26 protein-coding genes are annotated in these 22972 nt (G+C 33.2%); 19 read left to right on the top strand and 7 right to left on the bottom strand.

Annotated features, from left to right (window positions below; translation table 11 throughout):
• Positions 1-314: 314 nt before the first annotated feature.
• From AC5ZCW_RS19195 to AC5ZCW_RS19185, 3 genes are all read right to left on the bottom strand, one after another.
• Entirely contained in the window at positions 315-515 is a 201-nt protein-coding gene (locus tag AC5ZCW_RS19195) for a hypothetical protein (RefSeq protein WP_343545053.1), read from the bottom strand.
• Between the two features lie 403 nt (positions 516-918).
• The gene (locus AC5ZCW_RS19190; protein WP_496121289.1) at positions 919-2178 is read right to left on the bottom strand and encodes an aspartate kinase; all 1260 of its coding nucleotides are present in this window, start codon (positions 2176-2178) and stop codon (positions 919-921) included.
• 154 nt (positions 2179-2332) lie between these two features.
• On the bottom strand, positions 2333-2821 hold the full coding sequence (locus AC5ZCW_RS19185; RefSeq protein WP_177211910.1) for a GNAT family N-acetyltransferase: 489 nt from the start codon (positions 2819-2821) through the stop codon (positions 2333-2335).
• A gap of 171 nt (positions 2822-2992) precedes the next feature.
• Here AC5ZCW_RS19185 and fbp point away from each other — a divergent pair, with 171 nt between their 5' ends.
• Positions 2993-4000, top strand: coding sequence for a class 1 fructose-bisphosphatase (gene fbp / locus AC5ZCW_RS19180; protein WP_281634025.1), 1008 nt, complete (start codon positions 2993-2995; stop codon positions 3998-4000).
• 225 nt (positions 4001-4225) lie between these two features.
• On the top strand, positions 4226-4639 hold the full coding sequence (locus tag AC5ZCW_RS19175; RefSeq protein WP_496121288.1) for a BACON domain-containing protein: 414 nt from the start codon (positions 4226-4228) through the stop codon (positions 4637-4639).
• 113 nt (positions 4640-4752) lie between these two features.
• On the opposite strand, the gene AC5ZCW_RS19170 is transcribed toward AC5ZCW_RS19175, so the two are convergent.
• Positions 4753-5184 (bottom strand): TerB family tellurite resistance protein, encoded by a 432-nt coding sequence (locus AC5ZCW_RS19170; protein ID WP_177211913.1) that lies wholly within the window; start codon positions 5182-5184, stop codon positions 4753-4755.
• Between the two features lie 168 nt (positions 5185-5352).
• Between AC5ZCW_RS19170 and AC5ZCW_RS19165 the strand changes: the two genes are divergently transcribed.
• The 5 genes from AC5ZCW_RS19165 to AC5ZCW_RS19145 all read left to right on the top strand — a co-directional run bounded on the left by AC5ZCW_RS19165 (position 5353) and on the right by AC5ZCW_RS19145 (position 8751).
• Positions 5353-5946, top strand: coding sequence for a HupE/UreJ family protein (locus tag AC5ZCW_RS19165; RefSeq protein WP_281634022.1), 594 nt, complete (start codon positions 5353-5355; stop codon positions 5944-5946).
• 5 nt (positions 5947-5951) lie between these two features.
• The gene (locus AC5ZCW_RS19160; protein ID WP_248728441.1) at positions 5952-6383 is read left to right on the top strand and encodes a deoxycytidylate deaminase; all 432 of its coding nucleotides are present in this window, start codon (positions 5952-5954) and stop codon (positions 6381-6383) included.
• Positions 6383-7960 (top strand): S41 family peptidase, encoded by a 1578-nt coding sequence (locus AC5ZCW_RS19155; protein WP_496121287.1) that lies wholly within the window; start codon positions 6383-6385, stop codon positions 7958-7960. The genes AC5ZCW_RS19160 and AC5ZCW_RS19155 overlap by 1 nt, the downstream gene beginning before the upstream one ends.
• Positions 7961-7977: 17 nt before the next feature.
• Positions 7978-8343 (top strand): nuclear transport factor 2 family protein, encoded by a 366-nt coding sequence (locus AC5ZCW_RS19150; protein WP_496121285.1) that lies wholly within the window; start codon positions 7978-7980, stop codon positions 8341-8343.
• Between the two features lie 90 nt (positions 8344-8433).
• On the top strand, positions 8434-8751 hold the full coding sequence (locus AC5ZCW_RS19145) for a hypothetical protein (protein ID WP_496121284.1): 318 nt from the start codon (positions 8434-8436) through the stop codon (positions 8749-8751).
• Between the two features lie 105 nt (positions 8752-8856).
• On the opposite strand, the gene AC5ZCW_RS19140 is transcribed toward AC5ZCW_RS19145, so the two are convergent.
• The 3 genes from AC5ZCW_RS19140 to AC5ZCW_RS19130 form a co-directional block, all read right to left on the bottom strand.
• Positions 8857-9462, bottom strand: a complete 606-nt coding sequence (locus AC5ZCW_RS19140; RefSeq protein WP_496121383.1) for an FAD-dependent oxidoreductase — start codon at positions 9460-9462, stop codon at positions 8857-8859.
• Between the two features lies 1 nt (position 9463).
• Positions 9464-9667, bottom strand: a complete 204-nt coding sequence (locus tag AC5ZCW_RS19135; protein ID WP_095928256.1) for a hypothetical protein — start codon at positions 9665-9667, stop codon at positions 9464-9466.
• Positions 9668-9774: 107 nt separating this feature from the next.
• Positions 9775-10353, bottom strand: coding sequence for a MarC family protein (locus tag AC5ZCW_RS19130; RefSeq protein WP_008465051.1), 579 nt, complete (start codon positions 10351-10353; stop codon positions 9775-9777).
• Positions 10354-10644: 291 nt separating this feature from the next.
• Between AC5ZCW_RS19130 and AC5ZCW_RS19125 the strand changes: the two genes are divergently transcribed.
• The 12 genes from AC5ZCW_RS19125 to AC5ZCW_RS19070 all read left to right on the top strand — a co-directional run bounded on the left by AC5ZCW_RS19125 (position 10645) and on the right by AC5ZCW_RS19070 (position 22880).
• Complete coding sequence (locus AC5ZCW_RS19125) at positions 10645-11427, top strand: hypothetical protein (RefSeq protein WP_496121282.1); 783 nt, start codon at positions 10645-10647, stop codon at positions 11425-11427.
• Positions 11428-11513: 86 nt separating this feature from the next.
• Positions 11514-12083, top strand: coding sequence for a DUF3109 family protein (locus tag AC5ZCW_RS19120; RefSeq protein WP_177211919.1), 570 nt, complete (start codon positions 11514-11516; stop codon positions 12081-12083).
• A 336-nt stretch (positions 12084-12419) separates the two neighbouring features.
• Entirely contained in the window at positions 12420-13397 is a 978-nt protein-coding gene (locus AC5ZCW_RS19115) for a ribonucleotide-diphosphate reductase subunit beta (protein WP_109190762.1), read from the top strand.
• A 262-nt stretch (positions 13398-13659) separates the two neighbouring features.
• Positions 13660-16053, top strand: coding sequence for a ribonucleoside-diphosphate reductase subunit alpha (locus tag AC5ZCW_RS19110; protein ID WP_496121281.1), 2394 nt, complete (start codon positions 13660-13662; stop codon positions 16051-16053).
• Positions 16054-16171: 118 nt separating this feature from the next.
• Entirely contained in the window at positions 16172-16432 is a 261-nt protein-coding gene (locus tag AC5ZCW_RS19105) for a histidine kinase (RefSeq protein WP_496121280.1), read from the top strand.
• A gap of 66 nt (positions 16433-16498) precedes the next feature.
• Entirely contained in the window at positions 16499-16846 is a 348-nt protein-coding gene (locus AC5ZCW_RS19100; RefSeq protein ID WP_496121278.1) for a type II toxin-antitoxin system RelE/ParE family toxin, read from the top strand.
• On the top strand, positions 16830-17135 hold the full coding sequence (locus AC5ZCW_RS19095) for a helix-turn-helix domain-containing protein (protein ID WP_496121277.1): 306 nt from the start codon (positions 16830-16832) through the stop codon (positions 17133-17135). Before AC5ZCW_RS19100 ends, AC5ZCW_RS19095 begins: the two co-directional genes overlap by 17 nt.
• Before the next feature lie 12 nt (positions 17136-17147).
• On the top strand, positions 17148-17417 hold the full coding sequence (locus tag AC5ZCW_RS19090; RefSeq protein ID WP_496121275.1) for a hypothetical protein: 270 nt from the start codon (positions 17148-17150) through the stop codon (positions 17415-17417).
• 225 nt (positions 17418-17642) lie between these two features.
• Complete coding sequence (locus AC5ZCW_RS19085) at positions 17643-19040, top strand: DUF1800 domain-containing protein (protein ID WP_496121274.1); 1398 nt, start codon at positions 17643-17645, stop codon at positions 19038-19040.
• A gap of 12 nt (positions 19041-19052) precedes the next feature.
• A complete protein-coding gene (locus AC5ZCW_RS19080) occupies positions 19053-20222 on the top strand; it encodes a DUF1501 domain-containing protein (protein WP_496121272.1) in 1170 nt (389 codons plus the stop codon).
• Positions 20223-20786: 564 nt separating this feature from the next.
• On the top strand, positions 20787-21626 hold the full coding sequence (locus AC5ZCW_RS19075) for a prephenate dehydratase (RefSeq protein ID WP_496121270.1): 840 nt from the start codon (positions 20787-20789) through the stop codon (positions 21624-21626).
• A 108-nt stretch (positions 21627-21734) separates the two neighbouring features.
• On the top strand, positions 21735-22880 hold the full coding sequence (locus tag AC5ZCW_RS19070; RefSeq protein WP_289663404.1) for a pyridoxal phosphate-dependent aminotransferase: 1146 nt from the start codon (positions 21735-21737) through the stop codon (positions 22878-22880).
• The last annotated feature ends 92 nt before the right edge of the window (positions 22881-22972 follow it).

Here is a 22972-nt window from a genome sequence, read left to right as displayed (position 1 = left end):
TTTAAATAAGTAAAAATATTGCCCTAAAGAAAAGAGATTGGGGTTCTATATTATTTAAAACCCATTATTTGGGTTGTTATGTAAATTGTTTTTTTCTTCTTCAGAAGATTCTTGGTTCTGTTTCATTTTTTTGAAGAATTACTTTTATTGTATCGATATCCCAGTGCAATAATGATTACCAGCAGAGGCATGATGAATGAGATGTTATTCATGATTTTGAGATTTGTTTAGTTTTAAATTCCTTTCTGTTTTATATAATACATTTACAATACACAATATCAACAAGTATTGATAATTCAGTCCGTAGAAAATCGCTATTGTTTGTTTGCTTTTCCCTTTTTTAATTGTGTATAAGTAATAAGAATTCCGATTGTAGAGAGAAAAGGGCCAATTACCAATCTAAAATCGGAATAAGAAATGTCTTTAATATCTTTTGTAAGCAATGGACTTAAAGAGATACCGATGTATAATAAACCAAGAACGATAAAAACAAGTAAAAAATTCTTTTTGGTCATTTTAAGTTTTTTTAGATTATTACTATTCTCTTTATTTTTTGAGTTAATCTTTTTTGAGACTCAAACCAATTATATTTATGATGAAAGCAACTAATAACAAAAGCATTATATTGGCAAACATTTTGTCCGAAAGAAAATGTTGATTGGCATCAAGCATGATAATAGCTACAACAACCCAAGTTATGATTTTTACACTTTTATACATAATATATTATATGGTTTTAAAATTAATCGATCGTTAACGGGTTCTATATTTTTTATAAATGTAATAATTTTCTTCTAATATTGTTGATACTAAGAAAAAAGAGTTTGGAAGAGTTAGGAGTATAAAAAAGGCTCCACAATTAAGTGAAGCCTTTCTAAAATATTTTTGAATTAAATAATTACCTTTTATAAAGCAATATTAGATTAATTCTTTAGTTACAATCTGCATAGTTTCGCGGCTAACTTGTTTCAATAAAACTTCTTTGTTAGCTTCAACAGTCTGCGCTGCCTCTTCTGTAAAGTGACGGATTGTATATAAGGTTACATTTTCGCTGTATTCTACTTTGAATTTTTTAGAAAGAATCGCATTCAATTCTGGGAAATTTCCAAATTTATCTTCCACACAAACAGAGAAACTAATTGCAGAGTTCTGAATCAAGTTTACTTTGATTTTGAATTCGTGGAATAAACCGAAAATCTCACTGATGTTTTCTTCCATAATGAAAGAGAAATCAATTGATGAAAGCGAAATTAAAAGCTGTTCTCTTTTTACGATAAAACATGGATATTGTGGTTCTAAATCAACTCCTTTAGAAACGCAAGTTCCTTTTAGTAATGGGTTGATAAAAGATTTTACATATAACGGAATTTCTTTTTTCTGTAATGGCTGTAATGTTTTTGGATGAATTACAGTTGCTCCGTAAAACGCCAACTCGATAGCTTCACGATATGAAATCTGGTTTAAAAGACTTGCATTTTCAAAATAACGCGGATCGGCATTCATAACTCCAGGAACGTCTTTCCAGATCGTTACACTTTCCGCATTTAAGCAGTAAGCAAAAATTCCAGCAGTATAATCAGAACCTTCACGGCCAAGAGTAGTCGTAAAGTTGTTTTCGTCAGCACCTAAAAATCCTTGTGTAATATTTAGCTGTTTTCTTGGAACATTTTTACTAATGTTTTGCTGTGTAGTTTCCCAATCAACTTCTGCATCTCTGTAGTTGGCATTGGTTTTAATGAAATTACGAACATCAAGCCATTGCGTCTGAATTCCTCTGAAATTCATATAATAGCTTAAGATATTAGTCGAAATCAATTCACCAAAACTTACCACCTGATCGTAAACAAAGTTGTAATTTGGAGATTTATTATGATCTAAGAAATATTCTAATTCGTCAAACTGTGCATTTACAGCAGTGAAAACTTGATGATTTTCATCTTCAAACAAATCCAATAAGATCTGATTGTGGTATTTTTTAATTTCCTGAACAGAAGCATTTAATTCTGTCGATTTTTCAAAGTAATTCTTGATTACAACTTCAAGAGCATTTGTTGTTTTTCCCATAGCCGAAACTACAAGAATTACGTCTTCGTAACCTACTTTTTGTAAAACGTCGTATACGTTTTTAATTCCATCTGCATCTTTTACTGATGCTCCTCCAAATTTAAATACTCTCATTTTTTAATTAATAGATTTTTAGATTTTAGATTTCAGACTCAAACAGAAACCTAGTATTTGTTTTTTTTGCCACTCCCGATAGCTATCGGAATAAAATGATTTACACAGATTTTAAAATCAATTTAATCCTTATAATCTGTGGCTAAATATTTTTTTATAATTTTTCTAAGAATGAATTAACGCCTGCTTCATCCATTTGCACAACTTGCCAGTCTTCTAGAATTCTTGCGCCAGAATTCTTGTAAAAATTAACTGCCGGTGTATTCCAGGCTAAAACATTCCATTCAACCCTTCTAACATTATCTCTTTTTCCTTGTTTCATGATTTCAGCATAAAGGGCAGAACCTAAACCTGTCCCACGCATCTTTTCTTTTACAATCAAATCTTCAAGATGAATTGTCTTTCCTTTCCAAGTAGAATAGCGATAGTAATATAATGCTATTCCGACAATTTCTTTCTGTTTTTCTTCGTTTTCAATCTCTGCTACAAAAACATTAAATAATGGTTTTTCACCAAAACCGTCACGTATCAAATCATCTTCTGTAATGACAACCGCATCGGGTTCTTTTTCGAATATAGCCAGCTCCTGAATAAGCCCTAACACCGATTTCATATCTTCAGGATTTCCTTTTCTAATATTCATGTATTCTTATTTTTACGTATTTATTATCTAAAAAAGCTCCATTTTAACTAGTGCTTTTTGCAGATTATTAGCAAATATACAATAGTAGCATACAAACAAAATAATTTTTAAATCATTCTCACAAAATAAGCGATATTTGTGACTTAAAAATAAAACTATAACGATTTAGAAATGGAAGAACGCAATAAAACACTGGGAGAGTTTATTATTGAGAACCAAAAAGCATTTCAGTATTCGTCGGGAGAACTCTCGCGAATTATCAACTCTATTAGATTGGCGGCAAAAGTGGTCAATCATAAAGTAAACCAAGCGGGTTTAGTAGATATTGTGGGCGCTGTAGGCGCGCAGAATGTCCAAGGAGAAGACCAGCAAAAATTAGATGTCTATGCAAACGAAGTATTTATCCAGACGTTAATAAACCGTGAGATTGTCTGTGGTATTGCTTCAGAAGAAAACGACGATTTTATTACTGTTCAGGGGAGCGACAACAGTCATAATAATAAGTACGTGATCTTAATGGATCCGCTTGACGGATCTTCAAACATTGATGTAAATGTTTCTGTGGGAACTATTTTTTCTGTTTTCAGAAGAGTAACTCCAATTGGAACTCCGGTAACTAGCGAGGATTTTTTACAACCGGGAATCAATCAAGTTGCAGCAGGCTATGTAATTTATGGAACTTCTACAATGCTGGTTTATACAACAGGACATGGAGTAAATGGATTTACGTTAAATCCAGCGATAGGTACTTTTTATCTTTCGCATCCAAACATGAAATTTCCAGAAAACGGAAATATCTATTCGGTAAACGAAGGAAACTATGTGCATTTTCCGCAAGGAGTAAAAAATTACATTAAATACTGTCAGCGCGAAGAAGGAGACAGACCTTATACTTCTAGATACATTGGAAGTTTGGTTGCCGATTTTCATCGAAATATGATTAAAGGCGGTGTTTATATTTATCCAACAAGTTCAAAAGCGCCAAAAGGAAAACTACGTTTGTTGTATGAATGTAATCCGATGGCATTTTTGGCAGAACAGGCGGGAGGAAAAGCAACAGATGGTTTCGGAAGAATTTTAGAAATTCAGCCAACCGAATTGCACGAAAGAGTGCCTTTCTTCTGCGGAAGCTATAATATGGTAGAAAAAGCTGAAGAATTTATGGCTGAAGCGAATTAAAGTTTTTTTGTTTCAAGTTTCAGGTTTCAAGTTGTTTTTGACTATAAACGGCAAACCCGACAGGTTTTTAAAACCTGTCGGGTTTTATTTTTAAGATAATTAAAAAAAGACGCAACCATTTTTAGTTTTGTCAATCTTTAAAAAGAACCGAATGTTTATGAGAAATTATGGATTAATTTTTTGTAAGCGCCTTAAAACTAATCAAAAATCAAAAAGTAAATTATTATGAAGAAAAAACTATTGATGATTCTGTTCGGAATATTTTCAGTTTTGTTTGTTGCCTGTAGTAGTGACGAGATTAAGGATTCTCCAATTGGACGATCTGAGGATGATATTAAGCTTTCCAAGAAAGAAGCTTCTTTTACGGCAGAGGCCAATACAGTTACGATTACTGCAGAATATAAAGGATGGTGGGTAAATGGTTTTGCATTAAACAAAGCAAGAATTGACAAAGGAACTGTAAATTTGTCTGCTGAAAATTTTATCTTTAAAAATGATGTTTTTGAGGTAGAAAGGAAAAATGGAAACACCTTGATTGTTACCATGAGTAAAAATACAACGGGTGCAGAAAGAGTTCTTAATATAGGATTACAGTCAGGAAACTATTTTGATAATATAAATATCACGCAGTCAAAATAAAGGATTTAAAACACAAAACCCGATAAAATCAATATCGGGTTTTGTGTTTTTAATTTTCGTTTGCAGTCAAGTTTCAGTATAAAAACTGAACACTAAAAACCGATTACTGAATACTATTTATGCATATGTTGCATTTCGTAGATAAAAGTATCTGCATCTACTTTATTGTCAACCAATGACAATGCTTTTGCAATAATGTAATCTACGTTGCTGGGTGTGAATCCTAGCGCAACACTTATTTTTTTCAATAATACTTCTTGTTTGTCTTCGAGATGATGATCAACATGAACCATTCTTGTCAAATCATATAAACGCTCTAAACGTTGAACATATGAATAAGGTGGATTGATCGGATATTTTAACGGATCGCTAAGAATTTCTTCGTATTCCGATTCTGTAATTTCTAAACGAGAAGCAAGTTTGTCTAAAAAGGCTTTTTCTTCTGGATATACAACTCCATCAGCCAATGCTACACGAACGATAGCAGAAAAGTGTCCTTTGTTTCTTTGCTTGAATTCGCTATCAAATAATTCTGAAAATGACATAATTGTAAAGTTTTTGTAAAACAAATATAGCCTTATTTTTAAATTATCGATTTTAAAATTCTCATAAAATTTAACTTTTCTTTATTGAAGGATTTGATGGCTTCAATATTTAAGTTTGAAAATTAATCGTAAGTTTACAGCCCCTAATTATTTAATTATATTACACCTATGTCACAATTTTGGATTTATTTTCAAATAGGATTAAAACACGTTTTAGATATCAATGCCTACGATCACGTTCTTTTTTTAATCGCCTTAACCGTTCCGTATCTTTTTAAAGACTGGAAAAGAATTTTTTTATTGGTTTCTCTTTTTACAATTGGTCATACTTTGGCTTTAATTCTTTCTGTTTACGGCATCATTGCCATAAAAGTAGATGTTGTAGAATTCCTGATTCCTATTACAATTCTCGTAACAGCTCTTTATCATTTATTTACGGCTGGAAAGACCTCAAAAAATGATGGCGTAAATCTGGTATTTTTCATAACTTTATTCTTTGGAATTATTCATGGACTTGGTTTTTCTAATTATTTCAAAACAATATTAGGAGGTTCTGCAACCTCAAAATTGTTACCTTTGGGAGAGTTTGCCTTAGGAATAGAAGCTGCTCAGCTAGTAGTAGTTTTTGTGGTTCTGGTAATTTCATATATAGTGCAGACCGTTTTCCGTTTTTCAAAACGTGATTGGGCACTTGTAATGTCGGCTTTTATTATTGGAGTTGTAATTCCGATGATTATCGAAAGCCCAATTTGGAACAGATAAATTAAATGGAAGTAAAAAAAAGGAATAAATACGATAAAGCATATCTGCGAATTGCAAAAGAGTGGAGCCTGCTTTCTTACTGTAAACGAAAACAAGTCGGAGCGATTATTGTAAAAGACAGAATGATCATTTCTGACGGTTACAACGGAACGCCATCTGGATTTGAAAATTGTTGCGAAGACGAAGACGGATTAACACGTTGGGATGTTTTACATGCCGAAGCAAATGCTATCCTGAAAGTGGCAAGATCAACACAATCTTGTGAAGGCGCAACATTATATATTACGCTTTCGCCTTGCAAAGAATGCAGTAAATTGATACATCAGTCTGGAATAAAAAGAGTGGTGTATAAAGATGGATATCGTGATGATTCTGGAATTCAATTTTTAATAAAAGCAGGCGTAGAGGTAGAACATATTCCTGTTTTAGAAGAGTAATGAAATTTAATCCGAAATATTTGCCAATAGTCATAGGAGCAACTTTTGCTCTTGGAACAATTGCTGGAAGCATTATGAATGCTCCTGCAAGCGACCAGCTTTTGGCTAAAAATTACTCTAAAACCAAGCTTAATAAACTTATTGACTTTATCAATACCGAATATGTTGATAGCGTCAATACCGATTCGATTGTAAATCTTACAGTCGATAATATTCTTTCCAAATTAGATCCGCATTCGGTTTATATCCCGCCAAGCGAGCAAGCTGAGGTTGCCGAAAGCATGAAAGGGGATTTTGTTGGAATCGGAATCAATTTTTATATGTATAAAGATTCGGTTGCCATTATAAAACCAGTCGAAAATGGACCTTCGGCAAAAGCAGGAATAAAATCTGGCGATCGAATTCTATTCGCAGGAAAAACTAAATTGTATGGTAGAAAATTACCTTCAGATAGTTTATTCTCGAAACTAAAAGGTCTTCAGGGTTCAGAAATCGAGTTGACGGTTTTTAGAAAATCAGAACAAAAGAAATTAAAGTTTAAAGTAAAACGAGATATCATTCCGATTAAGAGTGTTGATGCTTCTTTGTTGGTTGGGGATAATGTAGGTTACATCAAAATAAACCGTTTTGCAGAAACTACTTTCAACGAGTTCAAAACAGGTTTAACGAGATTAAAACAAAAAGGAATTCAGTCTCTTGTAATTGACCTTCGCGATAATGGCGGTGGTTACATGGAAGAAGCGATTGCTATTGCCGATGAGTTTTTAAAAGACAAACAGTTAATCGTTTTTACAAAAAGCAAAAACGGTTCTACTGAAAAAACGTATGCTACAAAAGCAGGAAGTTTTGAAACTGGAAAAGTGTATGTTTTAATTAATGAAAATAGTGCTTCTGCGAGCGAAATTTTAGCGGGAGCGATCCAAGATAATGACCGCGGAACTATTGTTGGGCGCCGTTCTTTTGGAAAAGGTCTCGTTCAAAGAGAAATGGATTTTAACGACGGATCTGCTGTAAGATTGACTGTAGCGCGTTATTATACGCCAACAGGAAGATCGATTCAGAAACCATATAAAAAAGGGAACGAAGAATATTTTAAAGAATCAGAATCTAGAATTGCTACTGGAGAGTTGTATGCGAAAGACAGCATAAAGGTAGCTGATTCATTAAAATTTAAAACTCCAAAAGGTAAAATAGTATACGGCGGCGGCGGAATTGTCCCTGACGTTTTTGTGCCAATGGAAGCAGAGCACGGAAATGAAAATGTTGCTTATTTGTTGCAAACAGGAATTGTTGGTCATTTTGTTTTCGAAGAATTGGATAAAAATAGAAATGCTTTTGCAGGTGATAGTTTCGCTGATTTTTTGGCTAAAATGAAAAACTCAGACGTGTATTTTAAAAAGTTCAAAAATTATATTTTGATGACAGGTCTGGATTTGAAATTGGATAAAACAAAAGCACTTGTAAACCGTCATATTACGGCTGAATTTGCCCGACAGCTGTATGGAGAATTGTATTATTATGATGTGATCTTAAAAGAAGATGCCATGATAAAAACAATTCTGAATCCGAAGAAATAACTTCAAATCTTTATAGCATGAAAATAGAAACCGTTGTTAATGCAGAAATTGAACTCCTAACTGCAATTAAAAAATCGGATGTTATGGCTTTGGAAACCATTCTTCATGATGATTTATTGTTTAATATGCCCGACGGGCAAACCATTACTAAAGAAATCGATTTGCAGACCTACCGTTCTGGAAAGATTAAAATTGATTCTTTGGAAGGTTCTGATCAAATCGTTAATATAATTGGTGACTCGGCTGTAGTTGCTGTTACAGTCGCATTAAATGGGGCTTATGATGGTAATCCGATTAATGGAGTTTTCAAGTATATAAGAGTCTGGAAAAAAATAGGAAAAAATCTAAAAGTTATAGCAGGAAGCTGTGTTCAGCTGGCGTAAAGTTTGATTAAATAATTTAATGTTAACTTAAAATACAACTTTGCGAACCTTGCGTAAATCCTCGCGAACTTCGCGGTTAAGCTAAAATATATGAAAAATTTAAAAAGAATAAGTTTTCTAGTACTCTTAATGACTTTTGTAATCTCTTGCGCCACTATGAAAAACGATACAAATGCTGTAGTTTCAGGAAAAGTGGATGGTATAGAAGCTGGTAAAGATGGCTATACTGCCAAAATTACAACCGACGCCAAAGAAGTATATTTTGCAACAATCAGTATTGTAAACGTAGGCGGGCCTCAAAACTACAAACAACTAAAAATTGGAGATGTAGTATCTGTTAAAGGAGAAAAATGGAAAACTGAAGACGAAAACCATATTAAAGTAACCCAAATCGTTTCGGTTAAATAAAAAAAAACAGTCACTCAAAAAATAAACCATATAAGTGATATAAGTTCATATTATACTTTGCGTATAGATTAAATGAACTTATATCACTTATATGGTTTAATAATTTTATCGAATACTATCGTGAGCGTGAGTCTGTACACCGTTATTCCATAAAGTAAGAATGTCTGTTGCTACAGCTGCACCACTTCCGGCAGCAATTGCCAATTGACTTCTCCAACCCGCTAAAGTCCCGATTACATAAATGCCGTCAGCAACTTTATGATCTTCGTTTTTAAGCTGAATACGCTGTTTTTCAGGAAGTGCTTTTTTGTGAGGTTCAACAAATTGCATTAAACCTTCAATGTCGAAAGTATTGGCAGAACCAATTCCAACCACGATATTTTTTGTTTGGTATGAATTTTTGTTGGTTACGACAGTAAATTCTGGGTAACTGCCCTCAATTTTCATTACTTTTTCATTTGGAATCTGAGTAATGTGCGGGTACGTTGTCGCTAAATCCTGTGTGCTTTCAGAAAGCAGTTCAGAACCTAATTTTCCTGGTGTAATTCCGTAAGCGTTATAAAATATTGCCTCTTGTAAAGAAGAATTTTTCTGGTGGGTAAAAATTCCGATTTTTTTATCAGTAACAAAAGTTTTGTTTTTTGCGGACCCTAAGACAAGAGCACATGACATTCCAGATACTCCTCCGCCGATAATTAAAACATCAAACATATTATCTGTTATCATTCATTTTTTCTTCAATTCTTTTTGAAATTCTAAAAATCAAAAGAATCAAAACAGCGCAAAATGAAGCGGCGATTCCAATAAAAGCTACCATACTATCTCCTTGGAAAGGGTTTTGAAAGTCTAATAGCGTAATATTAAAAACGATTAAAGCTAATGCCAAAAGCACTAAGATTGAAGTGAAAATTTTCATAAGGTTGTTTTTGTTTTTGCCTAAAATAATAAAGTAGAACTCTATGGAGAAAATGCCTTAAAGTTGTATTTTAGAAATTTTACGGGGTAAATTTATAAAAATAAATTTTAGACAAACAAACCTTTAACATTAGCAGCGAATAATTTAACAGCAATCGCCAAAAGTATTACTCCAAATGTCTTGCGAACCACTCCAAGTCCGTTCTCTCCCAATAGATTTTCGATTTTTTTGGATGACTTTAAAACGATGTAAACCAATATAATATTCAACACAATTGCAATGATAATGTTAATTGTATGAAACTGAGATCGAAGTGAAAGTAGGGTTGTCATCGTTCCTGCTCCAGCGATTAGAGGAAAAGCCAATGGCACGATAGAAGCAGAACCAGGTTCTTCATCACGATAAATTCTGATTCCTAAAATCATTTCTAAAGCTAAAAAGAACAAAACAAACGATCCTGCAACGGCAAACGAATGGACATCGATACCAATTAAATTCAATAAACCTTCTCCAACAAAAAGAAAAACAATCATGATGGCTCCGGCCACGATAGAAGCTTTTTCAGATTCGATATGTCCGACTTTAGCTCTTAAATTCACAATAATCGGAATTGAACCAACAATATCAATTACGGCAAAAAGTACCATACTAACGGTAATGATTTCTTTAAAATCGATTTCTAACATATCGCTTTGATTTTTAGGGTTTAAAAAACAGCTGCAAAAGTAGTTAATAAAGTTAGGTGTTTTTTCGATACAATGTATTTTTGTTATAAAAACATCTAATACACGTATAAAATGTGATATTTATAACATTGTTATGTTTAAATTATTGATTCGGAGAAAAAAAGACGTTTTGTTTCTGAACTTAATTTATTTGAACACTTGTCTTGAGAGAGTTCATGAAATCAAACGTTAAAAAATATAACTTACTGAAAATCAATTGGTAAATTTGTTGTAATTTAAAAAGAGGAGGTTATGAAAAAGATGGTGTTTGTTATAGTTTTCTTGTGTTTATTGTTTTCGTTCAATAGTTCACAAGCCCAAATCTGGCAGCAAATTAAAAAAGCAGCTGAACAAAAAACGCAGAATAGCAGTAAAACTGCTGATCAAAATGCAAGTATGGAAAATGCTGTTTTAAATTATGGAAAAAATAAAGTTGATCCTTCGGTAGTTCCAGATTCTTATTCTTTTAGCTGGAAATATATCATGGAAATTAAAACGGATGAAGGCAAGGCAATGAATGCAAATTATTTTCTGGAGCCCAACGCTTCTTATTTTGCAATGAATATTGATCAGGGGAAAGGGCAGAATATGATGATGATAATGGATTCTAAGAATAATATAACGGTGACGGGTTTTGGTGACGGTAAAAGCAAAATGGCGACAGCTTCAAAAATGCCAGATTATTCGGCAATGGCAAAAAAAGAGGGAGAAAAATCAAAATACACAATTAAGACATTACCAAATAAAACTTTTTTAGGATACAATTGTAAAGGAATACAAATGACAAACGATGAACACGATATTATTTGTTATTACACAAACGAAGCAAAAGTGAGTTTTGGAGATATGTTTAAAAATCAAAAAGGCTGGAAAGTGCCAGATGAATTTGTAAATTACTTTAAACCTGAAGAACGCACTCTGCTGATGGATATGACTATGAAAGATCTAAAAAGCAAAAAAGTGACAACGCTGAAATGTGTTAGTTTAGAAAAGAGCGCTTTTACTTTTAATAAATCAGATTATAAATTCATGTAAAATGGGTTTGTAAGTCAGGTTATTTAGACTAAGAACATATATTTAGGAGTGTTTTTATTTCCTGAATCTTTAGTTACCTTTGCAAAATGTTTCAATTAGGAAAAACCATAGTATCAGAGGACATCCTCGAAAAAGAATTTGTTTGTAATTTATCAGCGTGCAAGGGAGCTTGCTGTGTTGATGGAGATGCCGGCGCGCCCTTAAACGAAGCCGAAACAAAAATTTTAGAAGAAATCTATCCAAAAGTAAAGCCTTTTTTAAGAAAAGAAGGAATTGCTGCAATCGAAGCTCAAGGCACTTGGGTAAAAGGAACTGACGGAGATCTCGAAACGCCGCTTATTGATAACAAAGATTGTGCTTACGTAATTTTTGACGGAAAAACTGCGCTTTGTGGAATTGAGCAAGCTTATAACCAAGGACTCGTTGATTGGAAAAAACCAGTTTCTTGTCATTTGTATCCAATTCGTGTAAAAGACTTCACAGAATTTGCTGCAGTCAATTATGATAAATGGGATATTTGTGATGATGCCTGTTCGTTAGGAAAAGAATTGGAAGTTCCAGTTTACAAATTTGTAAAAGAAGCGTTGATAAGACGTTTTGGCGAAGACTGGTACCTGGAGCTAGAAAAAGTAGCCGAAGAGCTCAAAAATTCATAAAAATCCACAGTAAAAATTATAGTCTTTTTGACTACAACTTTTGATTCAAAAAAATAAAATTTTGACTCGAAAAAAACTTTTTAAAACTATTTAAAATTTCTTGCTTTTTATTCTAAAAAGTCTATATTTTACGGGACTTTTGAAGTGTAAAATAGCTTTTAAATCATTCATTTGCAGTAAATTAATTATTGTCTGAAAAATTTTTCAAATTTAAGCCTTTGTTAAAAACTACGTCCGATTGTGAATAAGTTTGGCTTTTATTTTTGACCTTAATTGACAATCTTTGTAGTGCACTGAATGTGTAAAAATTCAATAAAAAAATTAACTGAATCTGTCATGTCACAAATCGAACCAATATTACAAGAAAATAAAAATCGCTTCGTTATTTTTCCGATTAAACATCATGATATTTGGGAGTGGTATAAAAAGATGGAAGCTAGTTTTTGGACTGCAGAAGAAATTGACTTACACCAAGATTTGACAGACTGGAATAATAAATTGAATGACGACGAAAGATATTTTATTAAACATATCTTAGCATTCTTTGCTGCTTCTGACGGAATCGTAAATGAAAATCTTGCTGAGAACTTTGTAAACGAAGTTCAATATGCTGAGGCAAAGTTTTTCTATGGTTTCCAAATTATGATGGAAAACATTCATAGTGAAACGTATTCTTTATTGATTGACACTTATGTAAAAGACGAAGCAGAAAAAACAGAATTGTTTAATGCATTGGAAGTATTCCCAGCTATTGCAAAAAAAGGAGAATGGGCTTTAAAATGGATCGAGTCAGATTCATTTGCTGAAAGACTTATTGCTTTTGCTGCAGTTGAAGGAATCTTTTTCTCAGGAGCCTTCTGTTCAATTTATTGGTTGAAAAAACGTGGTTTAATGCCAGGTTTAACTTTCTCTAATGAGTTGATTTCTCGTGACGAAGGCGTACATTGTGATTTTGCGGTTCACTTGCACAATCATCATTTGGTAAATAAAGTGCCAAAAGAAAGAATTAAAGAAATTATTGTCGATGCCTTGGATATTGAAAGACAGTTTGTAACTGAATCTCTTCCGGTAAGTTTAATTGGTATGAATGCAGGTTTAATGACACAGTACTTAGAGTTCGTAGCTGACAGACTTTTAGTAGAATTAGGTTGCGAGCGTGTTTACGGATCAGCGAATCCATTTGATTTCATGGACATGATTTCTCTTCAAGGAAAAACTAATTTCTTTGAAAAACGTGTTGCAGAGTATCAAAAATCTGGTGTGATGAACACAGACAGTGATGCTCAGAAAATTTCATTTGATGCAGATTTTTAGACAACAAAAATACTTTTAGTGTCTATCTTCTAGAGATACTAAAAAAAGATTACAAGAATATTTTAAGGTTGAATCTCTTTCCCCAAGTCGCAGATTCAATAGCAATTTTTGACGCATTTAAATTCGATTTTCGAATTTGAAATGAGTAACTATTGAGAATTTGGTAATTCTCAAAAATTAATTTAAAAACACGCAATGTTTAAGTGCTGGAGTCCGTTCTCTAGTTACTTTCATTTTTTCAATAACTATAAAAGGTAAGCTTATGTATGTAGTAAAAAGAGATGGCCACAGAGAGCCCGTAATGTTTGATAAGATTACAGAAAGAATCAAAAAATTGTGCTACGGCTTAAATGAGCTTGTAGATCCGGTAAAGGTAGCGATGAGAGTTATCGAAGGATTGTATGACGGAGTTTCGACTTCTGAATTGGATAATCTTGCGGCAGAAACTGCAGCATCTATGACGATTGCCCACCCGGATTATGCACAATTAGCGGCGCGTGTGGCAATTTCAAATTTACACTCTAATACAAAAAAATCTTTCTCAGAAACGATGAAAGATATGTATCACTATGTAAATCCACGAAACGGTCAAGATGCACCGTTAATTGCTGATGATGTTTACAAAGTGATTCAAGAAAATGCTGCTTTTTTAGATTCTCATATTATTTATACAAGAGACTTTAATTACGATTACTTTGGTTTCAAAACTTTAGAGCGTTCTTATCTTCTTAAAATAAACGGAAAAATCGTGGAGCGTCCACAGCACATGTTAATGCGTGTTTCTGTTGGTATTCACTTAGACGATTTAAAATCGGTTATTGAAACTTACGATTTAATGTCTAAAAAGTTCTTTACACACGCAACGCCAACGTTGTTCAATGCGGGAACTCCAAAACCGCAAATGTCTTCTTGTTTCCTTTTGGCAATGCAGGATGATAGTATTGACGGTATTTACGATACATTAAAACAAACAGCAAAAATCTCGCAATCAGCGGGAGGAATTGGTTTGTCTATTCATAACGTTCGTGCAACAGGATCTTATATTCGCGGTACAAACGGAACTTCAAACGGAATTGTTCCGATGTTGAGAGTTTTCAACGATACAGCTCGTTACGTAGATCAAGGTGGTGGAAAACGTAAAGGAAGTTTTGCGATTTATATCGAAACTTGGCATGCTGATATCTTTGATTTCTTAGATTTAAAGAAAAATACAGGAAAAGAAGAAATGCGTGCAAGAGATTTATTCTTCGCAATGTGGACTTCAGACTTATTCATGAAGCGTGTTCAGGAAGATTCTACATGGACTTTAATGTGTCCTAACGAATGTCCAGGATTATATGATGTTTACGGAGAAGAATTTGAAGCATTGTATACGGATTATGAATTTAGAGGAAAAGGAAGAAAAACAATCCGTGCTCGTGAGTTATGGGAGAAAATCCTAGAATCTCAAATCGAGACTGGAACACCATATATGTTGTACAAAGATGCAGCAAACCGTAAATCGAACCACAAGAATTTAGGAACAATTCGTTCTTCAAACTTGTGTACAGAGATTATGGAGTTTACATCTAAAGATGAAATCGCGGTTTGTAACTTGGCTTCAATCTCTTTGCCAATGTTTATTGATAACGGACAATTTGATCACCAAGCGCTTTACAATGTTACAAAACGTGTAACTCGTAACTTGAATAAAGTAATCGACAGAAACTACTATCCAGTAAAAGAAGCTGAAAACTCTAACTTACGCCACCGTCCAGTTGGTTTAGGTGTACAAGGTTTAGCAGATGCTTTCATTATGTTGCGTATGCCGTTTACAAGTGATGAAGCGAAAAAATTAAACCAAGAGATTTTCGAAACATTATACTTCGCTGCTGTAACTGCTTCTATGGAAATGGCAAAAGAAGAAGGACCGTATTCAACTTTCGAAGGTTCGCCAATGTCTCAAGGAGAATTCCAACACAATATGTGGGGAATGAAAGATGAAGAATTATCAGGACGTTGGGACTGGGCTTCATTAAGAAAAGAAGTGGTAGAGCATGGAGTGCGCAATTCATTGTTGGTAGCGCCAATGCCAACTGCATCAACTTCTCAAATCTTAGGAAACAACGAAGCTTTCGAACCATATACATCAAACATTTACACTCGTCGTGTATTGTCTGGAGAGTTCATCGTAGTAAACAAACACTTGCTAGAAGACTTAGTGAAACTAGGTTTATGGAACGAAGATTTGAAACAAGAAATTATGCGTCATAACGGATCTGTTCAAAACATTGATAAGATTCCACAAGACTTGAAAGATCTTTATAAAACAGTTTGGGAAATGTCGATGAAAGATATTATCGATATGTCTCGTCAAAGAGGATATTTTATTGACCAGTCTCAATCGCTAAACTTGTTCATGCAGGATGCTAACTATTCTAAACTAACGTCAATGCACTTTTACGCTTGGCAATCTGGTTTAAAAACAGGAATGTATTACTTAAGAACAAAAGCGGCTGTAGATGCAATTAAATTCACATTAAACAACGATAAAAAAGAGGAGACAGCTCCGTCATTAGTTCAGGAAACTGAAGCAATCAGCGTTGAGGATTACAAAGCGATGCTTTTAAAAGCGCAAGCAGCAGATCCTGAGGATTGTGAGATGTGTGGGTCTTAAATGATTTTAGATCTGAGATTTTAGATTTTTATTTGATATATGAAAAGCAGTTATTGTAATGATAACTGTTTTTTTTATTTTATATTTGTTTTTTTTAACAGTAAAAATAATACAAATATTGAAAACAGAAATTAAAGATTATAGTCAGATTGCGAAACAATTAAAAGAAGAATATTCAAGACTATCAGAGTTTGAAATTTTATCAATAGCGATTCAAATACAAAGAAATCAAATTTTAGAAAATGGATTGGCAGTTAGTTCGTCAGATAAATATCCCAGTGCGTTGGAAGCGATAGCAATTGCATTAGGTTACGAAGGTAGCAATTCAATAACTATTACTGATGTATTGCGAGATATTGCAAATAGGGAAGAAATTTAATTGTTTTAAAATGTTTTTTGAATTAACCAGTTGTACTTTAGTGCAACTTTTATACATTTGTATTTTATGAATAATAATCAAAAGATTAGGTCTGTTTTTTTCTTTAAAGATTATTTTAAAAAGTTTTTTGATAATCAAGAGGAAAAAGTAAAAGCAAAAATAATCTGGACAATAAGAGTAATTGAATATGTTGAAAAAATTCCATCAGCATACTTAAAACATATTGAAAATACAGATGGACTTTTTGAAATTAGAATCCAGCTTGGAAGTAATATATTTAGGGTCTTTTGTTTTTTTGATGAAGGAAGATTAGTTGTTCTAGCTAATGGATTTCAAAAGAAAACTCAGAAAACACCAAAGAAAGAAATTAAAAAAGCGTTGAAAATTAAGAAAGAATATGAAAGCGAAAAATAAAAATTTGGTTAGCTTAGAAGATTTTGTAGAACAACATTACGGGAAAATTGGAACACCAAAACGTGACGAACTAGAAGCGGGTTACGAAAATTTTAAAATTGGAGTTTTGCTTCAAGAAGCGAGACTTCAAAAAGGAATGACTCAAGAAGAACTTGCAGTAAAAGCAGGAACAACAAAATCGTATATTTCCAAGATTGAGAATAATGTTAAAGAAGTGAAATTTTCTACTCTTCAAAAAATTGTCGAACTTGGTTTAGGAGGACATTTAGAGTTATCCATTAAATTGTAGTTTTTAAAATAGATGGATTTATTAGAAAGAATATTTCAAAATAAAAATGAGTACTATGATCTTGCGAGTGAATATTTCAATAATATAGATCCCGAAGAATATGAGAATGTTAAGTTTGACGATATAGTTCCAAAATCTATTTCAATCGTAGTCGACCATGATTTTATTCCAATTCCATGTATTGAAATCAAATTAGAACTTTCTAAGAATGAAAAAAAGACAGTTAATTATTTTCTATACGTTAATGAAAACAAAGAATTCGTAGATGAATTTTTATATTAAGAAGGTTTTAATAATTTTTTGTTGAACATAACCCGTGGTTGAAACCACGGGCTATATTTGCTAATGATTGTCAAATATTGCGTAAACAATATCTCCGAGAATTCCCCGTTTAAATTATTACCAAAGATTTTTAAAACTTAGCACCTCAGAATCTTAGTGACTTAGCCTCTTTTAAAATTAAACCTTTAAAAGAAATTCAAGTCTTATTGTAATAATTTCTGAACGATGAAAAAAAGCAGTCTTTGGTCCTTACGATTAGGTTTCTCAGGAAAAGAAGCCGATGAAATCGAGAAATTGGGAATTGAAAAATTTCTGAAAAAATCTTATGCTTCAAAAGTTGACAAACAACTCCCCGCTTTTTTAGAAGACGATCCTAAAACACTTCTTCAGCTAAAGGAATTAAAACAATCCATTAAAGATGCTGATTCAGTAGCTAAGAAGAAAGTTCTCAAAAAAGAAGTTTATTCGGCTATAGAATTCAGAAAGTGGTGGATTGATAAAATGCGGACGGATGAATTTCCGCTTCGCGAAAACATGGTCTGTTTCTGGCACAATCACTTCGTGTCGACAACCCAAAAAGTTAAAGTCAATTATTGGATTTATCAGCACAACATGATTTTGCGCGAAAATGCTTTTGGTAATTTTAAGGAATTAACCAAACAGATTCTGAAATCGAATGCCATGATTAAATATCTAGATAATGTTGATAATAAAAAGGGCAAATTCAACGAAAATCTAAGTCGGGAATTATTGGAATTATTCACAATCGGAATTGGGAATTATTCAGAAAGCGATATTAAGAACGGCGCGCGGGCTTTGGCTGGGTTAAATTATGGTGATGATGGCGCAGTTTATCGAAAAAATATAGAAGATAACAGCGACAAAACGTATTTCGGAAAAACCGGAAACTGGAAAGCAGATGACTTAGTCGATATTATTTTTGAACAGAAAAACATTCCATATTTAATCACGCGAAAAATTCTTAAATGGTTTGTTTATGATAATCCGTCAGAAGATTTGGTGGTTCATTATGGCGATTACTTTCGAAAGAAAAATTTCGAAATTGAACCTTTGCTGACCAAAATTTTCACAGAAGAATACGCGAAAGAAAATGCCGGAAACAAAATCAAAGATCCATTGGTTTATATTATTCAGCTTATTGATGAGTTAGAAATTAAAGATTTTGACAATGCCATGATTGCACTTTTCTTGAGACAGCAAGGAATGGATTTGTATAATCAGGTAAATGTAAAAGGTTGGGATGGCGGAAATTCATGGTTGACTTCTCAGGTTTATTTGCAACGAAACAATACCTCAGATTTACTTTGTAATGGAAGGACAATTTCGAGAAAAATATTAAACACAATGGATGGGCAAATTCAGTCGCCAAAAGCAGAATTCGAAAAAATCGATGTGAAGATTGATTTTGATTCCAGCGGAAATAATAAAACCATTATTGCCCAATTATCGAATAGACTTTTATTTGATGTAAACGAATCGATGCAAAAAGACATGGAGAATCTTCTGAAATACGATTTTGATCCCAAAGATCCGCACGCTGATTTTGCTGTGGTCCGACTTTTTAATTATATCACCAAACTCCCAGAATATCAATTAATCTAAAAGGCAGTAATCATGAACAGAAGAAATTTTCTAACATTGACGGGAACTTTTACAGGCGGATTGCTTGTGCTTCCTGATTTTTTACACGCTTTTGGTTCTCAGAACAATTTGATTGTGGGGGAACAATGTGTTGTTTTTGTACAGCTCAATGGCGGAAACGACGGTTTAAATACTTTTATCCCGTACGATGATCCATTATATTATGATTATAGAACCAAAATAGCTTTAAATAAAGATTTGGTGATTAGTAAAAATAAAGGAATGGCTTTTCATCCTTCGTTGAAAGATTTCGCTCAAATGCAACAAAACGGCGATTTAACGGTAATTCAGAATGTGGGTTATCCAGAACCAATTCGTTCCCATTTTAGAAGTCAGGAAATTTGGCAGACTGCAACCGATTCTAATAAATATATAAATGAAGGCTGGCTTGGAAGATTTCTGGATTTGCAATGCAACGGACATCAGGCGACTGCAGGAATCAATTTAGATTCGATTGATAATTTGGCTTTAAAAGGAGTGGAGCCGAATTTTATAACTGTAAAAGATCCGAATCGATTTAAAGTAAAATCAGATAAAGAAGAAGATGTGACTTTATCCAAAAATCCGCATTTGGATTTTGTTCGAAAAATTGCGAATTCAGTTACCGAAGGTTCAGATGAAATTCAGAAAGCTTTGGCGAAATCTAAAACAGAAATCAGTTATCCAAAAACTGAATTATCTAAAAATTTAGAATGGATTGCGAGATTGATAAAGGGAAATTTAAACTCAAAAGTATATTATACATCCTTGAATGGATTTGATACACACGATAATCAACTTTCGATCCACGAACGAAAATTGACTGATTTAAATGATTCCTTATATAGTTTTTATTCTGATTTAAAGCAGTCGCAGTTATTACAGAATGTAACAGTTGTAGTTTTTTCAGAATTCGGGCGACGAGTAAAAGACAACGGCAACGGAACCGATCATGGAACTGCAGCGCCAATGTTTATCATAGGAGGAAATAATAAAGGAACTATTTTAGGAAGAAATCCAAATCTGGCAGACTTAGATAATGGCGATTTAAAATATGAAATTGATTTCAGAAGTGTCTATGCCTCTTTATTAAAAGAAAAAATGAACTTCGATTATTCTAAAATTGGGATTATAAATAAACCAGTTTCGGGGTTGTTTGGATAACCGCAATCTTGTCATTTCGAGGAACGAGAAATCTTCGCGAGTAACTCTACAATCAAAATCGCCAATCTTTGTCGAGCTTCTTGTGGAGATTTGCTTCGCCTGTTCGCTATCGCTCGAGTCTCGTTCCTCGAAATGACAAAAACATCGAGAGTAATCTGTGTAATTTGAATGAATCAACCACAAAGATTTGTACTAATTCGTGAATTCGTGGCGAAAAAACTTAGAACCTTAGCATCTCAGAATCTTAGAACCTCATTCTAATATTCTCATTTTAAGCCGATTTTTTTATATTATCATACAAAACCTGCTAAATTTGTTAAGAAATCCCTTTTTGTTTCATAAAATGCAATCTTTTTTTTGGTGCGCTAAAAATAATTTATACATTCGCAGAGAATTTAAAACAAAACACAAACAAAATGGCTAGTAACCGTTTTTATTTTAGCAACAATTTTTATTTCTTCTTTAGTAGAAGTCAGGATTGTGCTATGGTTATTTGAGATAAAATTTAAGACAAATAAAACTAATATACAATCCTGATGCAAATCAGGATTTTTTTTTGACTATATGACAACGAAAATTGCAATACAAGGTATTAAAGGATCATTTCATCATCAGGTTGTGAAAGAGTATTTCTCTGAAAATGTGGATATTGATGAATGTCTGTCTTTTGAAGAATTGATCGACAGCCTTATTGCCGGAAAATCTGATCAGGCCGTTATGGCGATCGAAAATTCAATTGCAGGGCCAATTATTCCGAATTATGCATTGATTGATAAGAATAATTTGCACATAATTGGAGAGCATTATTTAAATATTCAGCAAAATTTAATGGCTTTAAAAGGTCAGAAAATTGAAGATATAAGAGAAGTTCATTCACACCCGATGGCACTTTTGCAGTGTATGGATTTCTTGAAACAATATCCTAATATCAAATTGGTTGAGGATAAAGATACGGCTGAAACAGCTAGAAGAATTCAAGAAAAACAGTTAACTGGAATTGCAGCGATTGCAAGTGTAACCGCTTCTGAAATGTACGATCTAGATATTATTGCATCATCGATTCAAACGATCAAAAACAATATGACTCGTTTCGTAATCATTAAAAAGCAAAATTCATTTTTGCCAGAAAACGAAATCAACAGAGCCTCTGTAAAATTTGAATTAGATCATAAAAGAGGAAGCTTAGCAGCAGTTTTAAATGTAATGAGCGACTGCAAACTGAATTTGACAAAAATCCAGTCGCTTCCAAAAATTGAAACACCTTGGAAATATTCATTCTTCGTAGATGTAACATTCGAGAAATACGAAGATTTTGCAAAAGCCAAAACGTTATTAAACATCATGGCAGAATATTTTAAAGTGTTAGGAGAATATAAAAACACAAAACCTTTAAGTGAGTCTTAAATTTTAGTCATAAAGTTGGAAAGTCGAAAGTCTTAAAGTCAAAAAAATAAATTAAAGAGTTTAAAAGAGCCTAAAGCCTAAAGCTTACGGCCTAAAGCAATAAAAAAAATGATTACAACAGCAAAACGATTAGACACAGTTGAAGAATACTACTTCTCATCAAAACTTAGAGAAGTTCGTCAGTTGATGTCTGAAGGAAAATCGATCATCAACATGGGAATTGGAAGCCCTGATTTGAGTCCGTCAAAAGCAGTAATTGAAGCAGTCGCTGCAGCAATTCAAGACGAAAACGGGCATGGTTATCAAAGCTATCAGGGTTTACCAGAAATGAGACAGGCGATGGCCGATTTTTATCGTGATCAGTTTGGTGTTGAAGTGAATCCGAATAATGAGATTTTACCATTAATGGGTTCGAAAGAAGGAATAATGCATATTTCGTTAGCATTTTTGAATGAAGGCGATCACGTTTTAATTCCAAATCCAGGTTATCCGACGTATACTTCGGTAACCAATTTGGTTCAAGCAGTTCCAGTTTATTATGATTTGAAAGAAGAAAATGGATGGGAACCAGATTTTGAAGCTCTTGAAAAACTAGATCTTTCAAAAGTAAAAATTATGTGGCTTGGATATCCGCACATGCCGACAGGAGCGAGAGGAAGTTTAGCGTTATTTGAAAAATTGGTTGCTTTTGCTAAAAAACACAATATATTATTGATCAATGACAATCCGTATAGTTTTGTTTTGAATGATAATCCGATGAGTTTATTGCAGGTTGAAGGCGCGAAAGATGTGGCTTTAGAGCTGAATTCATTAAGTAAAACATTCAACATGGCTGGCTGGAGAGTCGGAATGGTTTTAGGAAATGCTGAAATTATCGATGCAGTTCTAAAAGTAAAAAGTAACATGGACAGCGGAATGTATTACGGAATTCAAAAAGGAGCTATCGCAGCTTTAAAATGTGATAAATCTTGGTTTGAAGATCAAAACAAAATTTATAGACGCCGTAGAGAATTAACGGAGAAATTAGCTGAAAAGCTAAACTGTAAAGTATATAAAGAAGGAGTTGGTCTTTTTGTTTGGGCGAAATTGCCAGAAGGAATCGAATCAGCAGAGAAGTTCATTGACGAAATATTATATGAGAAACATATTTTCATCACACCAGGAACCATTTTTGGAAGTAACGGCGAAGGATATATTAGATTCTCATTGTGTGTAAAAGAAGAAAAAGTACAGGAAGCGATTGATCGATTTTAGAGTATTAAGATTGTAGAATCAAGAATCAAGATTTTTATCCAGATTGTCAGGCTGAGCGAAGTCGAAACTTTTTAACTGGAATTTGGAATTTA

The organism is Flavobacterium sp. PLA-DH12 (assembly GCF_059511845.1).
The sequence above is the reverse complement of the archived record's forward strand: the minus strand, read 5'-3'. Positions and strand labels throughout refer to the sequence as shown.